This window comes from Mucilaginibacter sp. P4_G9 (assembly GCF_056400985.1).
The window spans coordinates 1-15129 of the sequence record NZ_JBFUKF010000106.1 but is presented as its reverse complement, the minus strand read 5'-3'; the positions used below and the strand labels follow the sequence as shown (position 1 = coordinate 15129).

General features: G+C 43.3%; 16 protein-coding genes. 7 read left to right on the top strand and 9 right to left on the bottom strand.

Annotated elements, in window-relative coordinates:
- Positions 1–382, top strand: a 382-nt coding sequence (locus AC1DPZ_RS11540; RefSeq protein ID WP_477403375.1) for a helix-turn-helix domain-containing protein, incomplete at its 5' end; no start/stop codon positions are given.
- Between the two features lie 206 nt (positions 383–588).
- Here AC1DPZ_RS11540 and ftcD read toward each other — a convergent pair.
- From ftcD to AC1DPZ_RS11515, 5 genes are all read right to left on the bottom strand, one after another.
- Complete coding sequence (gene ftcD, locus AC1DPZ_RS11535; protein WP_477403373.1) at positions 589–2277, bottom strand: glutamate formimidoyltransferase; 1689 nt, start codon at positions 2275–2277, stop codon at positions 589–591.
- Positions 2278–2329: 52 nt separating this feature from the next.
- Complete coding sequence (gene hutI / locus AC1DPZ_RS11530) at positions 2330–3553, bottom strand: imidazolonepropionase (RefSeq protein WP_477403371.1); 1224 nt, start codon at positions 3551–3553, stop codon at positions 2330–2332.
- Between the two features lie 200 nt (positions 3554–3753).
- Positions 3754–5427 carry a urocanate hydratase gene (gene hutU, locus AC1DPZ_RS11525; protein WP_477403369.1) on the bottom strand — a complete coding sequence of 558 codons (1674 nt, stop codon included), beginning with the start codon at positions 5425–5427 and terminating at the stop codon, positions 3754–3756.
- On the bottom strand, positions 5405–6964 hold the full coding sequence (gene hutH, locus AC1DPZ_RS11520; protein ID WP_477403367.1) for a histidine ammonia-lyase: 1560 nt from the start codon (positions 6962–6964) through the stop codon (positions 5405–5407). The genes hutU and hutH overlap by 23 nt, the downstream gene beginning before the upstream one ends.
- Positions 6957–7466 carry a MarR family winged helix-turn-helix transcriptional regulator gene (locus AC1DPZ_RS11515; protein ID WP_477403365.1) on the bottom strand — a complete coding sequence of 170 codons (510 nt, stop codon included), beginning with the start codon at positions 7464–7466 and terminating at the stop codon, positions 6957–6959. Before AC1DPZ_RS11515 ends, hutH begins: the two co-directional genes overlap by 8 nt.
- 237 nt (positions 7467–7703) lie before the next feature.
- Between AC1DPZ_RS11515 and AC1DPZ_RS11510 the strand changes: the two genes are divergently transcribed.
- Genes AC1DPZ_RS11510 through AC1DPZ_RS11500 form a run of 3 tightly spaced genes read left to right on the top strand, consistent with a single transcriptional unit; the run spans position 7704 to position 8765 of the window.
- Positions 7704–7946, top strand: a complete 243-nt coding sequence (locus tag AC1DPZ_RS11510; RefSeq protein WP_477403363.1) for a DUF6364 family protein — start codon at positions 7704–7706, stop codon at positions 7944–7946.
- Positions 7936–8358 (top strand): type II toxin-antitoxin system VapC family toxin, encoded by a 423-nt coding sequence (locus AC1DPZ_RS11505; RefSeq protein ID WP_477403361.1) that lies wholly within the window; start codon positions 7936–7938, stop codon positions 8356–8358. The genes AC1DPZ_RS11510 and AC1DPZ_RS11505 overlap by 11 nt, the downstream gene beginning before the upstream one ends.
- Positions 8358–8765 carry a DUF2251 domain-containing protein gene (locus AC1DPZ_RS11500; protein WP_477403359.1) on the top strand — a complete coding sequence of 136 codons (408 nt, stop codon included), beginning with the start codon at positions 8358–8360 and terminating at the stop codon, positions 8763–8765. The genes AC1DPZ_RS11505 and AC1DPZ_RS11500 overlap by 1 nt, the downstream gene beginning before the upstream one ends.
- Positions 8766–8772: 7 nt before the next feature.
- On the opposite strand, the gene AC1DPZ_RS11495 is transcribed toward AC1DPZ_RS11500, so the two are convergent.
- Positions 8773–9285 (bottom strand): YdeI/OmpD-associated family protein, encoded by a 513-nt coding sequence (locus tag AC1DPZ_RS11495; protein ID WP_477403357.1) that lies wholly within the window; start codon positions 9283–9285, stop codon positions 8773–8775.
- Between the two features lie 167 nt (positions 9286–9452).
- On the opposite strand from AC1DPZ_RS11495, the gene AC1DPZ_RS11490 reads away from it, so the two are divergent.
- The gene (locus AC1DPZ_RS11490) at positions 9453–9881 is read left to right on the top strand and encodes a nuclear transport factor 2 family protein (RefSeq protein ID WP_477403355.1); all 429 of its coding nucleotides are present in this window, start codon (positions 9453–9455) and stop codon (positions 9879–9881) included.
- A gap of 240 nt (positions 9882–10121) precedes the next feature.
- Here AC1DPZ_RS11490 and AC1DPZ_RS11485 read toward each other — a convergent pair whose 3' ends face one another.
- The 3 genes from AC1DPZ_RS11485 to AC1DPZ_RS11475 form a co-directional block, all read right to left on the bottom strand.
- Positions 10122–10610, bottom strand: coding sequence for a cytidine deaminase (locus tag AC1DPZ_RS11485; protein WP_477403353.1), 489 nt, complete (start codon positions 10608–10610; stop codon positions 10122–10124).
- 241 nt (positions 10611–10851) lie between these two features.
- The gene (locus AC1DPZ_RS11480; RefSeq protein ID WP_477403351.1) at positions 10852–12747 is read right to left on the bottom strand and encodes a DNA topoisomerase IV subunit B; all 1896 of its coding nucleotides are present in this window, start codon (positions 12745–12747) and stop codon (positions 10852–10854) included.
- A 104-nt stretch (positions 12748–12851) separates the two neighbouring features.
- Entirely contained in the window at positions 12852–13511 is a 660-nt protein-coding gene (locus AC1DPZ_RS11475) for a hypothetical protein (protein WP_477403349.1), read from the bottom strand.
- Between the two features lie 311 nt (positions 13512–13822).
- Here AC1DPZ_RS11475 and AC1DPZ_RS11470 point away from each other — a divergent pair, with 311 nt between their 5' ends.
- Together AC1DPZ_RS11470 and AC1DPZ_RS11465 are read left to right on the top strand one after the other, a co-directional pair.
- Complete coding sequence (locus tag AC1DPZ_RS11470; protein ID WP_477403347.1) at positions 13823–14116, top strand: GNAT family N-acetyltransferase; 294 nt, start codon at positions 13823–13825, stop codon at positions 14114–14116.
- Positions 14117–14192: 76 nt separating this feature from the next.
- Positions 14193–14987, top strand: coding sequence for a class I SAM-dependent methyltransferase (locus AC1DPZ_RS11465; RefSeq protein ID WP_477403345.1), 795 nt, complete (start codon positions 14193–14195; stop codon positions 14985–14987).
- The last annotated feature ends 142 nt before the right edge of the window (positions 14988–15129 follow it).

Sequence of the window (15129 nt, the reverse complement as noted above, 5' to 3'; positions counted from 1 at the left end):
GAACATGACAAAACCACAGTGGTTCATAATAGAAACTGAAGAAGAATACAACCAGGCCGTTGACCGTTATGAAAAGGTTAAGCGTTCACCAAAAGATTCTGAGGAACATAAAGAAAAACAACTGCTTGTCCTACTTATTTCTGAGTATGAAAAAGCACATAGCGATTTACCAGAAGTAGATCCTATCGAATTAATAAAAATCCGGATGGAGGATTTCGGCTATAAATCCTCAGACCTGGCAAAAGAATATGGTGATAAGGGCACAGTTAGTAAAGTTTTAAATTATAAACAGACCTTGTCTTTAACAATGATCAGGAAGTTTAGCGAATTACTACACATCCCTGCCTCGGCATTGATCAAAGAATACCAGTTGGCCGAATAGTTTTCTCTCCAAAAATGAGCGCTATCACCAGAATATTCACTTACAACTCAAAACGCTAAGTACTTGACTACAAGCACAAATGGCGTTCCACCCCATGTTTTTAACAAAGCTTAAAGTATTGACTATCAGCACAAATAGCGTTCGGCCCGTTCTACAATGTTCCACCGTTCCGATGGAACACCCAGGCGGCTAATATAGCACAGATGCTATAACCCTATCTTCCCATTCACCAATTCGATGATCTCGGCTTCCAGCGCAATCGCCTCGCGTTCAATCTCCTTGCCCCGGTAAATTATATCTACCACATAATCTTTATCCTTATAACCCGAAGCGTTGATCTTTACGTTCATGAAAGCACCCAATACCGCCGTACGCGCACAAAGTGCCGCCACACCTGCATCGGTTATGGAATTAGGATTACCTGTCAGCACCATTGCTTTTATTACTTCCATACTGTTCAACACTGCCTGCATCACTTTAAAAGGAATCTCGATAGCGTACCTGGTGGCCTCCTGGATCATCTGATCCCTTGCTGCCTTTTCCTCATCGGTTGATTTGGGCAGGCCGAATGATTCCATGATCTTATTAAAGGCCGCGGTATCCAGGTCGACCAAACCCAACAGCTCCTTTTTGTATTGCTGGGCTTTTTCTGCCCAGTCGCTAAATTCCATCCAGCGACTATCCCAGCCTTTTTTGTGTGAACTGAGGTTGGCTACCATCCCAGCCAAAGAAGCGCCTAAAGATCCTACATAAGCAGAGATAGAACCTCCACCCGGAGCAGGGCTTTCGCTGGCAGTTTCATCGGCAAAATCACTGAGGCTCATACTAATGAGCTTGCTATCAGCCTTATCTTTCAATAGATATTCAATAATGCGTTCTCCGGGAATAAACGGACCAAGCTCATCCAGCCCCATTGATTTTATGGCGATCCTGATCAGTTCCTTTTCGCTTACCCCAACAGAACGTTGTTGCTTGCGCAGGAAGTACTTACCGGCATCCAGCATAGCTTTTAACGGAATCAAACCCACCAGTTCGCTGCCCGTAACGCGGATACCGCGCTCATTGGCTTTGGTGCATACCTCGTCGAAAGCTTTATGTACAGGGGTTTCTTCAATATTAGTGAGATTCATGGAGATCTGCGCTATACCATATTCTTCTATATACCAGCCAATAGCTTTTACCGCTTTTAATGAGCCGGGGACAGATTTAGGCCTACCGTTCTCATCCGTTATAATTTTACCGGTAATCGGGTCACCCTCGCGCAAAACACGGCCGGCCTCGCGTACATCAAAAGCAATGGCGTTTGCCCTGCGGGTTGACGTAGTATTGAGGTTTACATTATAAGCCACCAGGAAATCGCGGGCGCCTATCACTGTTGCACCACGCTGAACATCATTCTCTGCCGGACCAAAATCGGGTGCCCATCCTGGCAGTTTTATCTTCTTGAAAAAGCCCTCATACTCCCCTGCCCTTATTACCGACAGGTTACTCCGGCTTTTATTGGATTGTGCATTTTCATACAAATAAACCGGGATCTGCAACTCCTCACCTATCCGTTTTGCCAGTTGCCTGGCGTACTCCGCAGTCTCCTCCATGCTGATATTACCGATCGGTATCAACGGACAAACATCCGTAGCGCCCATTCTTGGATGTTCGCCTTTTTGCTTGCTCATGTCAATCAGCTCACCGGCTTTTTTAATAGCGCGGAATGCAGCTTCAATCACTTTTGAAGGTTCACCAACAAACGTTACCACTGTACGGTTGGTGGCTTTACCGGGATCGACGTTCAGTAGTCTCACCCCATCAACCGATTCCACCTCATTGGTGATCTGTTTAATGATATCAAGGTTTATGCCTTCGCTAAAATTGGGCACGCATTCTATTAGTTTTGTCATTAGTCATTTGTTGTTAGTCGTTGGTCTTATCACTTTCTTAAGATCAACCAAATCAAAATAAATCAGACGGCCAAACATGGGTTGGCTTCAGTTTCCCTTGCTGGTATAATATTTCCCGGTAATCATCGCATGGGTAAGCCTGCATATCGGCAAGTTTACCTTTGCTTAAAATACCACGGTCGTTTAGTTTTAGGGCCTGCGCTGCACGGGCGGTTAGTCCTGCAAAAACCTCGGCAGTACAAAGCTTTTCAGCAGCAGCCATAACGGCGGCCTGCATCAACAAATCGCCCATTGGCGCCGAGCCGGGATTCCAGTCGCTGGCTATAGCAAGGCAGGCACCGGCATTTAACAGCTTTCGGGCAGGCGCATAAGGCATCCCCAAACCCAGCGACGCGCCGGGCAAAGTTACAGCTACGGTCTCAGAGTTAGCCAATAATTTTATCTCATAATCGCTGCTGGCCTCTAAATGATCGGCCGAAGCTGCACGTGCTTTGACAGCTGCTTCGCTGCCACCTGTTGTAAATTGGTCTGCGTGAACAGTTAGCTCAAACCCCATTTGTTTGGCTTTAGCCAGGTAGTTTAATGCATCGCTTGTGTTAAACGCGCTTTGCTCTATAAAAATATCAACCCGGTTACTTAAACCTTGTTGTTTTATAACAGGCAGCAGATCATGTAAAACATGGTTTAAATAATCCTGGTGATTACCTTTAAAATCCTTAGGTAACATATGCGCCGCGAGGCATGTGGATATGAGGCTTGCATTGGTTTTATCGGCTGCGGCTTTTATCGCCCGTAACTGTTTTAATTCCGCATCAATACTTAGGCCGTAGCCTGTTTTAACCTCGATGGTGGTCACTCCTTCGGCTAAATGGCGTTGTACCCGTTTTACCAGCAGCGCCGTTAGTGTAGCGTCATCAGCCGCGCGGGTTTGGGTAACCGAATCCCAGATGCCTCCGCCCGATTGCGCTATTTCCAAATAGGTTTTACCACTGTTACGCATGGCGTAGTCTTTTGCCCGGCTCCCGGCGAAACAAATGTGCGTATGGCAGTCAATGAAGCCAGGAAGTAACACGTAAGGCCCCGTAATTTCTTCTATTTGTGCCGATGGATAGTTTAACCTCAGTTTATTGAAATCATCAACAGTTATGATCAGTCCATCCTCAACCAATACACCTCCTTGCTGAATGATGTGCAATTGCTCGTCCTTTAAAGCACCCTTTAATGGCAGCCCTGTTAAAGGAAGTATTTGCATGAACGGACCAATTAGTTTTTTCATATTAGCTTGTTTCGTCTATTGTACTCGTCATTGAGAGCTAAAATCCCCGGACTCTGAAGGATAAATGACAAATCGGCGAAAGACTTACGAAGTATTGAAGACTTCGTAAGTCTGGGATTCTCCAACTTGCCATAGGTAGGTACACAGCAATGACGAGTTTTATAAAAGCTTTAAGCCTTTGGCCTTAAGCTTTCGGCTTCCTACCATACCTTCAACCCAAACTTTTCTGCCCATTCCTCTGCTTTATCATACCCCGCATCGGCGTGGCGGAAGATTCCCAAAGCAGGATCATTATATAAAACACGTTTTAAGCAGGTGGCGGCGCGTTCGGTACCATCAGCCAGTACTACCATGCCGGCATGTTGCGAGTAGCCCATACCTACCCCACCGCCGTGGTGAAACGAGATCCAGGTGGCACCACCCGATGCATTGGCCATCAGGTTGAGTAGCGGCCAGTCGGATACGGCATCCGATCCATCCTTCATCGATTCGGTTTCGCGGTTAGGGGATGCTACAGAGCCGCAATCCAAATGATCACGGCCTATTACTATCGGGCCTTTTACTTTGCCGCTTGCAACCAGGTCGTTAAATATCAGCCCGGCTTTTTCACGCTCGCCCATGCCCAGCCAGCAAATGCGAGCGGGTAATCCCTGGAACGATATCTTTTCCTGTGCCTTTTTGAGCCAGGTAAGCAGTGGTTTATTTTCGGGGAATGCTTCCATCAAGGCCCTGTCGGTTGTGTAAATATCTTCCGGATCACCCGATAAAGCCACCCACCTGAACGGCCCTTTACCCTCACAAAACAAGGGACGGATATAAGCCGGTGTAAAACCCGGAAAGTTAAATGCATCCTGCTCGCCGCCTTGTTTGGCAAACTCGCGCAGGTTATTGCCGTAATCAAAAGTTACGGCGCCTTTCTTTTGCAGATGGAGCATAAAGCCAACATGCCTGGCCATGCTTTTTAACGACAAGCGCTTATATTCAGCAGCATCGCTTTTTCGCAAAACAGCTGCTTCATTTAAAGATAAACCATTCGGAATATATCCATTCAGCGGATCATGTGCCGATGTCTGGTCGGTTAAAATATCGGGGATAATATTGTCATTCAATAATCTTTCCAACAGGTCGCCGGCATCGCTTACCAGCCCTACAGATAACGTTTCTTTTTTGCTGATAGCTTCTTTTACCCAGGCTATGGCTTCTTCGTAGGAGTAGGTCATGCGATCGATGTATTGGGTATCCACCCGTTTCTGGATCCGGGTTGCATCTACATCTGCACCTAAAAAAACACCACCCGCCATAGTTGCCGCCAATGGCTGCGCGCCGCCCATACCGCCCAAACCGGCGCTTACAATGAGTTTACCCGTAAGGTCGCCATTAAAATGCTGATTGCCGCACTCTACAAATGTTTCATAGGTGCCCTGTAAAATGCCTTGCGTACCTATATAGATCCAGCTGCCCGCGGTCATTTGCCCGTACATCATCAAGCCCTTGGCGCGCAGTTCGTTAAAATGCTCCCAAGTGGCCCATGCAGGCACCAGGTTACTGTTGGCTATCAAAACACGTGGCGCTTCGGGGTGACTCCGTATGATACCTACCGGTTTGCCCGACTGCACCAACAACGAATGATGCTCATCCAGCTCCAGCAGCAGCTCAATGATTTTCCTCAGCGACTCCGGGTTACGGGCCGCCTGGCCAATGCCGCCGTAAACCACCAATTCATCGGGATTTTCGGCTACCTGGCCATCAAGGTTATTAAGCAACATCCTTAACGGTGCCTCCGTTTGCCAGCTTTTGGCGTGCAGCTGCATGCCACGCGGTGCCTTATACACAGGGTGGCTGGCGTAGGTTTTAATAAATTCCGAACTCGTCATGGCTGAGGTTTATATGGTTATTAACGGCTGCATTATTGGCCGTTGCCAAAAATGAACCATCGGTAATAATTTGATATAACTGGTTGATGTCATCCGCGAAAACACGGTCGTCCTGTATAAATGGCACGTGCTGCCTCACGTATTTATGAAGTGCCTCTATAACCGGCGTCGATTTTAATGGCCTACGGAAATCCATGGCCTGCGACGCGTAAAGCAATTCGATGGCCTGGATATATTCGATATTATCAATAACCATATGCAGCTTACGTCCGCTGATGGAACCCATGGATACATGATCCTCCTGCCCCAATGAAGTAGGCACACTATCGGCACTGGCCGGGAAGCACAGGGTTTTATTTTCGGTAACCAGCGCGGCAGTAGTATACTGGGGTATCATTAGGCCCGAATTTAGCCCGGCATCATGGGTGAGCAATTTGGGTAAACCGTAACGGCCTTCGCTCATGAGATAGCAACGCCTATCTGCAATGTTACCCAGTTCGGCAGCGGCAACAGTGGCATAATCAAGCGGCAGAGCTAATGGCTGCCCATGAAAATTGCCCCCGCTGATGGTATCATCGGCACTAAAAATAACGGGATTATCGGTAACAGAGTTCAGCTCAATTTCAGTGAGTTCTTTTAAATGAAGCCATGCATTACGGGATGCTCCATGCACCTGTGGCATGCAACGTAACGAGTATGGATCCTGCACCCTATTGCAATTTAAATGCGATGTATTGATCTCTGATCCGTTTAATAAAGTAAACAGGCGTTTTGCCACCATCTGGATACCCTTGAACGGTCTGAGCGCATGGATACGTGAATCAAATGGCCTTGTAGACCCCATCAAGCCTTCTAATGACATAGCACCTATCAGGTCGGCCCGGTTCAATGCATCATCAAGCCTTTGCACAGCTTTTATAGCAAAAGCTAATATAAACTGTGTACCATTAATTAATGCAAGCCCTTCTTTAGGGCCTAATACCAATGACGACAAATTGTAATTTTTTAATACCTGCGCGGCGGGCTTTCTTTCGCCTTGCTCATAAACCTCACCCAAACCAATTAATGGTAAAAATAAGTGCGCCAGTGGAGCCAGATCGCCTGAAGCACCTACAGAACCTTTTTCGGGAACGATGGGGATAATATCATTATCGATATGCCAGATGATGCGATCTAATGTTGTGGGCGCCACGCCAGAGAAACCCTGGGCCAATGCCTGAACTTTGGTGATCAGCATCAGCTTAGCAATTTCCTGCGGGATGGGTTTGCCTACTCCAACGCTATGGCTTTTGAGGATATTACTTTGAAGCAGGCTGGTATCAGCCTCAGAAATATGTGTATCACACAACGGGCCAAAACCTGTATTGATCCCGTAAACCGGCTTTTGGGCATGTACAATTTTTGCTACCTCGCCCCATGAGGCACTGATAGCCTTATCGGCATCAGCATTAATAATACCTTTGATTTTACCGGCTGCAAGATCAAGGCAAATACCGATAGTTAAATGGTTACTGCCATAATTGAATGTACTATTCATGATTGRCGGATTTTAGTTCGGTTACTAATTTTTCGCTAATACGTTCAGCAAGGTTAACCGATCGAAATGTTTTTTCGAGCGCGGTTATGGCTGGGAGTAATTGTTTCGATGATGGATCATTATCGATGAGTTCGGTCATAGCCTTACTAATCGCCTCCCACATAGGCAGGATCCGGGCTAATAACTTACGGCCGCTATCGGTTAAAGTTACCAGTTGCCTGCGGCCATCATCGGCACAGGTGGCACTGGTAACCAGTCCGCGGTTTTTCAAATTGGTAATAAGCTGACTGGCCGCCGGGTGTGAAACCTCGATCTGCTCGCTTAGTTCCTTTATAGATAAAGCATCATTCTTCGACAATAAATAAAACACCGGGAACCAGCTGGCATCAAAATCGATCCCCTCATTTTGGTAGGCACGGTTAATTTCGGCCAAAAAAGCTTCACTCAATCGCCTTAACCTACTACCCAATACCAAATAACCCAGGCTTTGATATAAATTCATAGTGCAATTTATATAAGTACTTATATAATTGCAAATGTTTTGGGAAAGAAATTTTCAGGGATTAAAAAAGACAGGTGAAAACATTCGCATTAAACTAAAAACCAGCCCAATAAAACTTGCGAAGCCAATACCGCGCCAAATGAAACCCATTTATTGAAAAGATATTAACGCCCTATAAACAGGTATATTTAATTCGACACCATACGCACCTATTTAAAATATGCGTATATTTACTTTATGAAAACAAGACTTAATTTGACGATAGAAAAGAGTTTGCTGGAAAAGACAAAAATATATGCCCAAAAACAGCACATCAGTATTTCTGAGTTAGTGGAGGGCTATTTTAAAAATTTGACCAAAGTTCCAAAACAAAAAAATATTGTTGATCTGGTTGAGCAACTCGCTCCGCCAGATATTGACCCAAATGCGGATTTAAAAGAACTTTATTACCAAAATCAGGCAAAAAAATATGGCATCTAAAATATTTCTGGATGCCAACATACTGCTCGACTTTATCCTTAAACGTGAAGATCATTACAAAGAGGCTGCAAAAGTTATGAACTTGGTTGTAAATAACAAGGTTCAAGCATTTATCACATCATCGGTTTTGCATATTGCAGGTTACTGGATTGATAAGGCCTACGGTAATGTTAAAGCAAAAGAAATCCTTTTAACTTTGTTAGTTGATGTTGAAGTTATTGATATTCCGCACCAGGTTGTACTATCTGCTTTGCACTCTAAAATCGATGATATTGAAGATGCTCTTCAATACTATACGGCCATTCATCACAAGTTAAACTATTTTATATCCCGGGACAAAAAACTAAAAAAAGACAGTATTGCTGTATTGCCTGTTTATATGCCCCAAGAATTTTTAAGCATTTTTATTTAATGATTTTAGAAGTAGAAGAAGAATTTATTGTTGGCGAGGACACGTTTTTGGATAGTGTAACGCCTGCAAAATCTCATGGCGTTGTTTTTGAAGATGACTTAACTACAGGATATTTTTACGCGATAGGAAAAATGCCCGGCCAGGAAATTCTTGATGCCCTGCATATTTATAATGTTGCCGATGTAACCGATAAAGCCAGGCTCTGTAATATTAAAATAGCATGGACGGATGACTGGCAGTTTGCTTCCTTATTAATCAATAACTACTGCCACGCCATATTTGATTTTAAAAACCAAACAGGCTATTCGCGGAATGCTTTTCCCTCCAATAATGGCAAATGGAAAACTGACAATGAACGAACCGTGTTGACGGACAAATTAATAGAGGAGTTGCTGATGGGAAAATAAGCTTTCCTCACTCCCTTGCCCGCTTCAATTCCCGCAGCATCATCGCGTAATCCATTCGCCTTACCATAGCGTTTATGGTACTGGCAATACGGTTAGCGCGGGTGGCGTCGGTTTTGGCGCTATCTATCCATTTTATAAAATAGCCGCGGTGGCTTTCGGCCAGGCTGTTAAAAAAAGCTTCACCTTCGGGTTCGTATTCAAAGCATTCCAGCAGGTCGGCAGGTATGGTAAATTTAAAGTCGTCGTCGGGTTCCAATTGTACTTTGAGCATGGCACCCCGGCCTTTGTGCAGCAATTTGCAGATCTCGCGCTTCAGGGCCATTATAAAATTGCCTTCACCCATAGGCATCAACGCCATACCACGAACCTGCAGGTTATCCAGCTTACCCTTTACCCTGAAAGATTTTTTATTCCCTGGTTTCATTTCCTGGGCTATATCGGCCGGGATTTCAATATAGGTCCACCCCGTTTTTTCGCCCTGTTCAGCAAATTGCAAAATAATGGTATTAAAGCCGACCATATTATGTGTTTATGATATTTCTGTTGCTAAATATTTAATAAAAAATACCAATTGTTAAATGTTTGTTAAATCGTATAAATCCTTTGATTCTCCTGTAACGAATGGAATACTGCTGCTGTCTTATAGATATAAATTAAGAAATAAATAACCTCAAAAACAACAATGATATGAAAACCTTAAAATCAATAATCGCAGCCTTAGCTTTAGTAATAGTATGCGGTGTAGCAAAAGCAAACGTAACCACAGAAGGCGATAACTTAACCCGCAACTTCGCTATTAATACCTACATAGATGCCATGACCCGTGGTAAAGTACAAGGCCTTGGCGATGTGGTAGACCAATCGGCTAAATTCAATTTATTGCGTGGTAAAAACGTATTAAGCTTTACCAAAGGTGAAATGATTGAATCGATAAAAGCGAATAAAAATACCGAGCAAAATTGCACCACCAGCACAACAATAATGGAAAGTAACAGCGACATGGCCGTGGTAAAGGTTGACATGCAGTTTGATGGTTTTGTACGTACCAACTATGTAACCGTAGCCAATACCRGCAAAGGATGGAAAATCACCAACGTTTACAGCGTTTTTAAATAAAGATAGTTTTAGTTTAGTGTTTAAAATGTAAGTAAGTATAGGCCCCGCCAGGCGGGGTCTTTTTTATTATTTAAAAAAACACTAATTACCCGAATTGATTCGAATTACACGAATTTTAATTAGTACGAATGGTATGAATTGGAATCCTTTGAGTTCGTCTGCTACAGGCATTGACGGAAACCATCAAATTAGTGAAATCGGCTTTAATTCATGAAAATTGTGTTTATTTACTTTCATTGATTATGTGGTTAATCTTTCTTCATAAAACAAAAATGGCAGCTGGTTTTCGATACCTTTAATTACCCAAACTGCCCCCTGCTCTGCATATAATATAATTTTGATGGGCTTGTTTTGTTTTTTTTCTACTTCGGCTAAAACCTGCAGGCATGAGCCACATGATGTAACAGGCTTAGTGAGCATGAACTCATCTGTTTGGGCTGTTACGGCCATACTTTCTACCGGGTCATCAGGATGATTGGCTCCCCAATAAAACAACGCAACCCGCTCGGCACATAAGCCCGAAGGGTAAGCCACATTTTCCTGGTTGCTGCCATAAATAATACGGCCGCTTTGCAGGCGTAACGCAGCCCCTACTCTGAATTTTGAGTATGGCGAATGAGAATTTTTTAAAGCTTTAGCTGCCTCAAGGCACAGCTCATAGTCTGGTTTATCCAATTGCTCTATCGAATCGTATTCGTCAAAAGCTATTTTTATTTCGTGCTTAGTCATGGCCTCACCCTGCCCTCTCCAAAGGAAAAGGTTCTTTTTAAATGTTTATATAAAAACTATCTCCCATTCCATTAACGAACGGGGGATACAAGGTAAAGATTATTTTAATACGATAATGGATTTTGCAGGATTCAGCAGAATTATTTTGTCTTAACCTGAATTCATCGAATTAAAGAATTATCAGAATTTTATAAKCATGAATTCTGCGAATCCATTAATTCTAAAAATTCCGGTTCAGAAACTACACTGCAACCGGCAATGCCACCCCATCGGCCTCTTCGGCAACCAGCGGATTAATGCTTTCGTCATCTTTTTCAACCCTCAGGTTGTTTACAATGTGCATCTGGCGGGTTGGTGTGTTTTTACCCATAAAATATTCCAGCAGCCCTTTAATGTTGGCATCTTTAAGAATCACCGGATCAAGGCGGATATCTTTGCCTATAAACAAGCCAAACTCATCGGGCGAGATCTCACCCAAACCTTTAAAACGGGTTATCTCCGGTTTGTTTCCTAATTTGGTTATCGCGTTGCGGCGTTCTTCATCGCTGTAGCAATAAATGGTTTCCTTTTTATTCCGCACACGGAATAACGGAGTTTGCAAAATGAACACATGCCCGGCCTTTACCAGATCGGGGAAGAACTGTAAAAAGAAGGTCATGAGCAGCAAACGAATGTGCATACCATCCACATCGGCATCAGTAGCTATCACTATATTGTTGTAACGCAGCGCATCCAGTCCATCCTCGATATTAAGGGCATGCTGCAGCAGGTTAAATTCTTCGTTTTCGTAAACTACCTTTTTGGTTAGTCCGTAGCAATTAAGCGGCTTACCCTTTAAGCTGAATACAGCCTGGGTCATTACATCGCGCGATTTGGTGATGGATCCGCTGGCCGAGTCTCCCTCGGTAATGAACAGGGTTGTATCCTGGCGGCGCTCGTGGGTATCTTCAAAATGCAGTTTACAATCGCGCAGTTTACGGTTGTGCAGCGAGGCTTTTTTAGCACGCTCATTAGCCAGCTTTTTAATGCCGGCAATATCCTTACGCTCACGCTCTGATTGCAGGATCCGTTTCAGCAAGGCATCGGCTGCAGCTGGATTTTTATGCAGGTAATTATCCAGCTCCTTTTTCAGGAAATCGTTAATAAAACCACGTACCGACGGCCCTTCGGGACCAATATTTTGCGAACCGAGTTTGGTTTTTGTTTGCGACTCAAACACCGGCTCCTGTACTTTAATGGCTATAGCGGCAACTATGGAGGCGCGGATATCTGAGGCATCAAACTCCTTTTTATAAAACTCGCGGATGGTTTTCACCACAGCTTCGCGGAAGGCAGCCTGGTGAGTACCGCCTTGTGTAGTATTTTGGCCGTTTACAAAGGAGTAATACTCCTCGCCATATTGCTGCCCATGGGTCATGGCTATTTCAATATCTTCGCCTTTTAGGTGAATGATAGGATAGCGCAGTGTTTCTACATCGGTATTTTTTGTCAGCAGATCATAAAGGCCGCGCTCCGAAAAATATTTTTGACCATTAAAATTAAGTGTTAAGCCCGAATTAAGGAACACATAGTTCCAGATCATGCTATCTACAAATTCTGGTATAAAGCGGTAATTTCTAAAAATGGTATCATCGGGTATAAAGTTGATAGCGGTACCATTGCGTTGGCTGGTTTCCTTTTCAGGCTCATCTCTAATCAGCTCGCCTTTTGCAAATTCGGCCAGTTTGGTTCGGCCGTCGCGGTACGATTGTACAATGAAGTTGTTTGATAAAGCGTTTACCGCCTTAGTACCCACACCATTCAAACCTACCGATTTCTGGAAGGCCTTGCTATCATATTTACCGCCTGTATTTATTTTAGACACGCAATCAATCACCTTACCTAAAGGAATACCCCTACCATAGTCGCGTACGGATACTTTATGATCGCTCATATTAACTTCAATAGTGCGACCCGATCCCATCACAAATTCATCTATGGAGTTATCAATGATCTCCTTAAGCAATACATATACCCCATCGTCATAAGCCGAGCCATCGCCCAGTTTACCAATATACATGCCGGGGCGCAAACGGATATGCTCTTTCCAATCGAGTGAGCGGATACTATCTTCGCTATAATTAACTGGTTCTGCCATTTATTATGTAGAATTTTTAAACAGGCGCAAATTGCACCCAACTGCAAAAATATAGTTTCGGCCTTGAATTGAGCATTCAAAACTGTCAACTTATTAACATTATATTACCTGGGTTTAAACTGGAGGCAGTTACTGGCCCTGTCAATGTTCCTGAAAAATTCCGGATCTTTTTCATTCGTAAAACATACGGCCGTGATGGTACCTGTATGGTTGCGTTGCAGGGTGATGAGCAGAGCGTATTTGTAATGCTTTGTTTCGGGCAAGTCAAGCAGATTAAGCAGGTATGATTTTCCTGCATCTGCCCTGTAACGGGCCAGTACATTTGCAGGGATGGCGCGTATAAAATTATCCATCTCGCCGGTAAATGCCGCGGCTTGCGCTTTTCCCATTTTAAGGTATGACGAATCGGGGTTTTCCTGCTCGTGGTTACGCTCGTAACTAAGCCAGTTTTGCTTTAATGATTTTACCTGGAACCAGATCTCAAAATCCTGACCGGGAATTTCCATAGCGTAGTCAAAAGAAAAATCTTCATTATTTATGGCGGGGATCTCTCTAAAGCCTTTGGGAAAGGTAAAGCTAACATTGGCCTGGGCCAAGAGCTTCAAAAATTCGTTAAACTGGCGGGTTCCATTAACCTGCTTTAAAGCAGGCGCGGATTTTCTTTTAGGTTTAGCCAAATACCGGGACTTCTTTACCTGAGCTGTCACATCGGTAAGGCATAGTAAAAGCATAACCTGAAGTATGATGCGTTTAAGTTGCTTCACAATAGTTTAAATTATCAGCCGAAACCAGGGGATGTTCCTACATGTAATTTTATAAAAATAGAAGCACAATTCAAAATTAATTGAAATTTTTAAATTTAAACAACTAAGTTAATATCAGCTGCTTGCCTTCGATAAATAGTTTTATAAACGCATATCCATCATTTTTATTGATGGATTGTGAAACATCGGCACAAAAATACCGTATCTAAGTGGCTTTATAAATTTTGTTACTAATTTAGTTTCGATACAGATAAAAAAGCAAAAGCTGTTAGTTCAAATTCATGCTACCAACAACTATAAAATATAAGCACATGAGATACCAGGACATTCCACTTATTAATAATGAAGCTTTACATAATTTTGAATTAATTATTGAAGGCAATCGGGCGTTTATTGATTACAAACTAAAAGGCGATAAGATCTACCTGATTCATACCGAAGTACCCGAAGAAATGGAAGGCATGGGTATTGCTGCCGCCCTGGTCGAAAAAACATTTAATTATATAGAGAATAATCACCTTAAAATGGTGCCTCTTTGTGTTTATGTAGCAGCATTTTTAAAACGCCATCCCGAATGGAACCGATTACTGGCTGTGCAAGTATAATATAAGCCATATGTTTTTATTTTATTTGATGACTATTGCTAAAGTATGATACATTACTTTAGCATAAAATATTTATATGCTCGCAAAACTATTTCGAAACCTGGTTGATTTTTCGCCCAAATTGAGTTTACGGCTTTGGCAACTATTTTATGAGTTTGTAGCCCGCAGGTTTAAAAAACTAACCAACTGGAAGTATATGAATTATGGTTTTGCGGATACCCAGGGCAAAGTAACCGATGATTTTGATACACTAAGTGAAAACCTTTACCAGCATTTATTCAGCAAGGCCCAACTTACCGGTAAAAACATTCTGGAAATTGGCTGTGGCCGTGGCGGTGGTTGCGAACTGATGCTGGCCCATCGAGCTAAAACGGTAACGGGGCTTGATTTTTCTGAAAACGTGATCAGCTTTTGTAAACAAACCTATCAGCAGCCTAATTTAAATTTTATAGCCGGCAATGCAGAAAGTTTACCATTTGATAATAATAGTTTTGATATCATTGTTAACCTGGAATCATCGCACTGCTATGGTAATCGCGGCAATTTCTTTAAAGAARTGGCGCGTACACTTAAGCCTGGGGGATTTTTTTTATATGCCGATTTTATGGGCCGCGTACATTATCCAAAACGACCGGCCCAGCTAACTGAATGTGGATTGAAAGTTATAACCGAACAGGATATTACACCCAATGTGCTGCTGGCCATGGAACTGAGCGCACCTTATAAGGAAGCCATGATCAAAAAAAATGTGATTAAACCCTTTCGTAAACCCATTAATGATTTCGTAGGCGTTCCCGGGTCAAATATTTATAATAAGTTTAACAGCGGCGAAACCATTTATTTTTCGATGCTGTGCCAAAAGGGCGAGTAATGGGTGTTTGATTGAGTTCGACAGTAATRTGTTCAACCTGAATCTTGTTCCCGGTAACACGTTACCGATTTATAAATTGCACCAATAAGTCCACTTGATAACCAACTGCCTGTTTTTGATGGTATAGGGCGATGGTATGGAA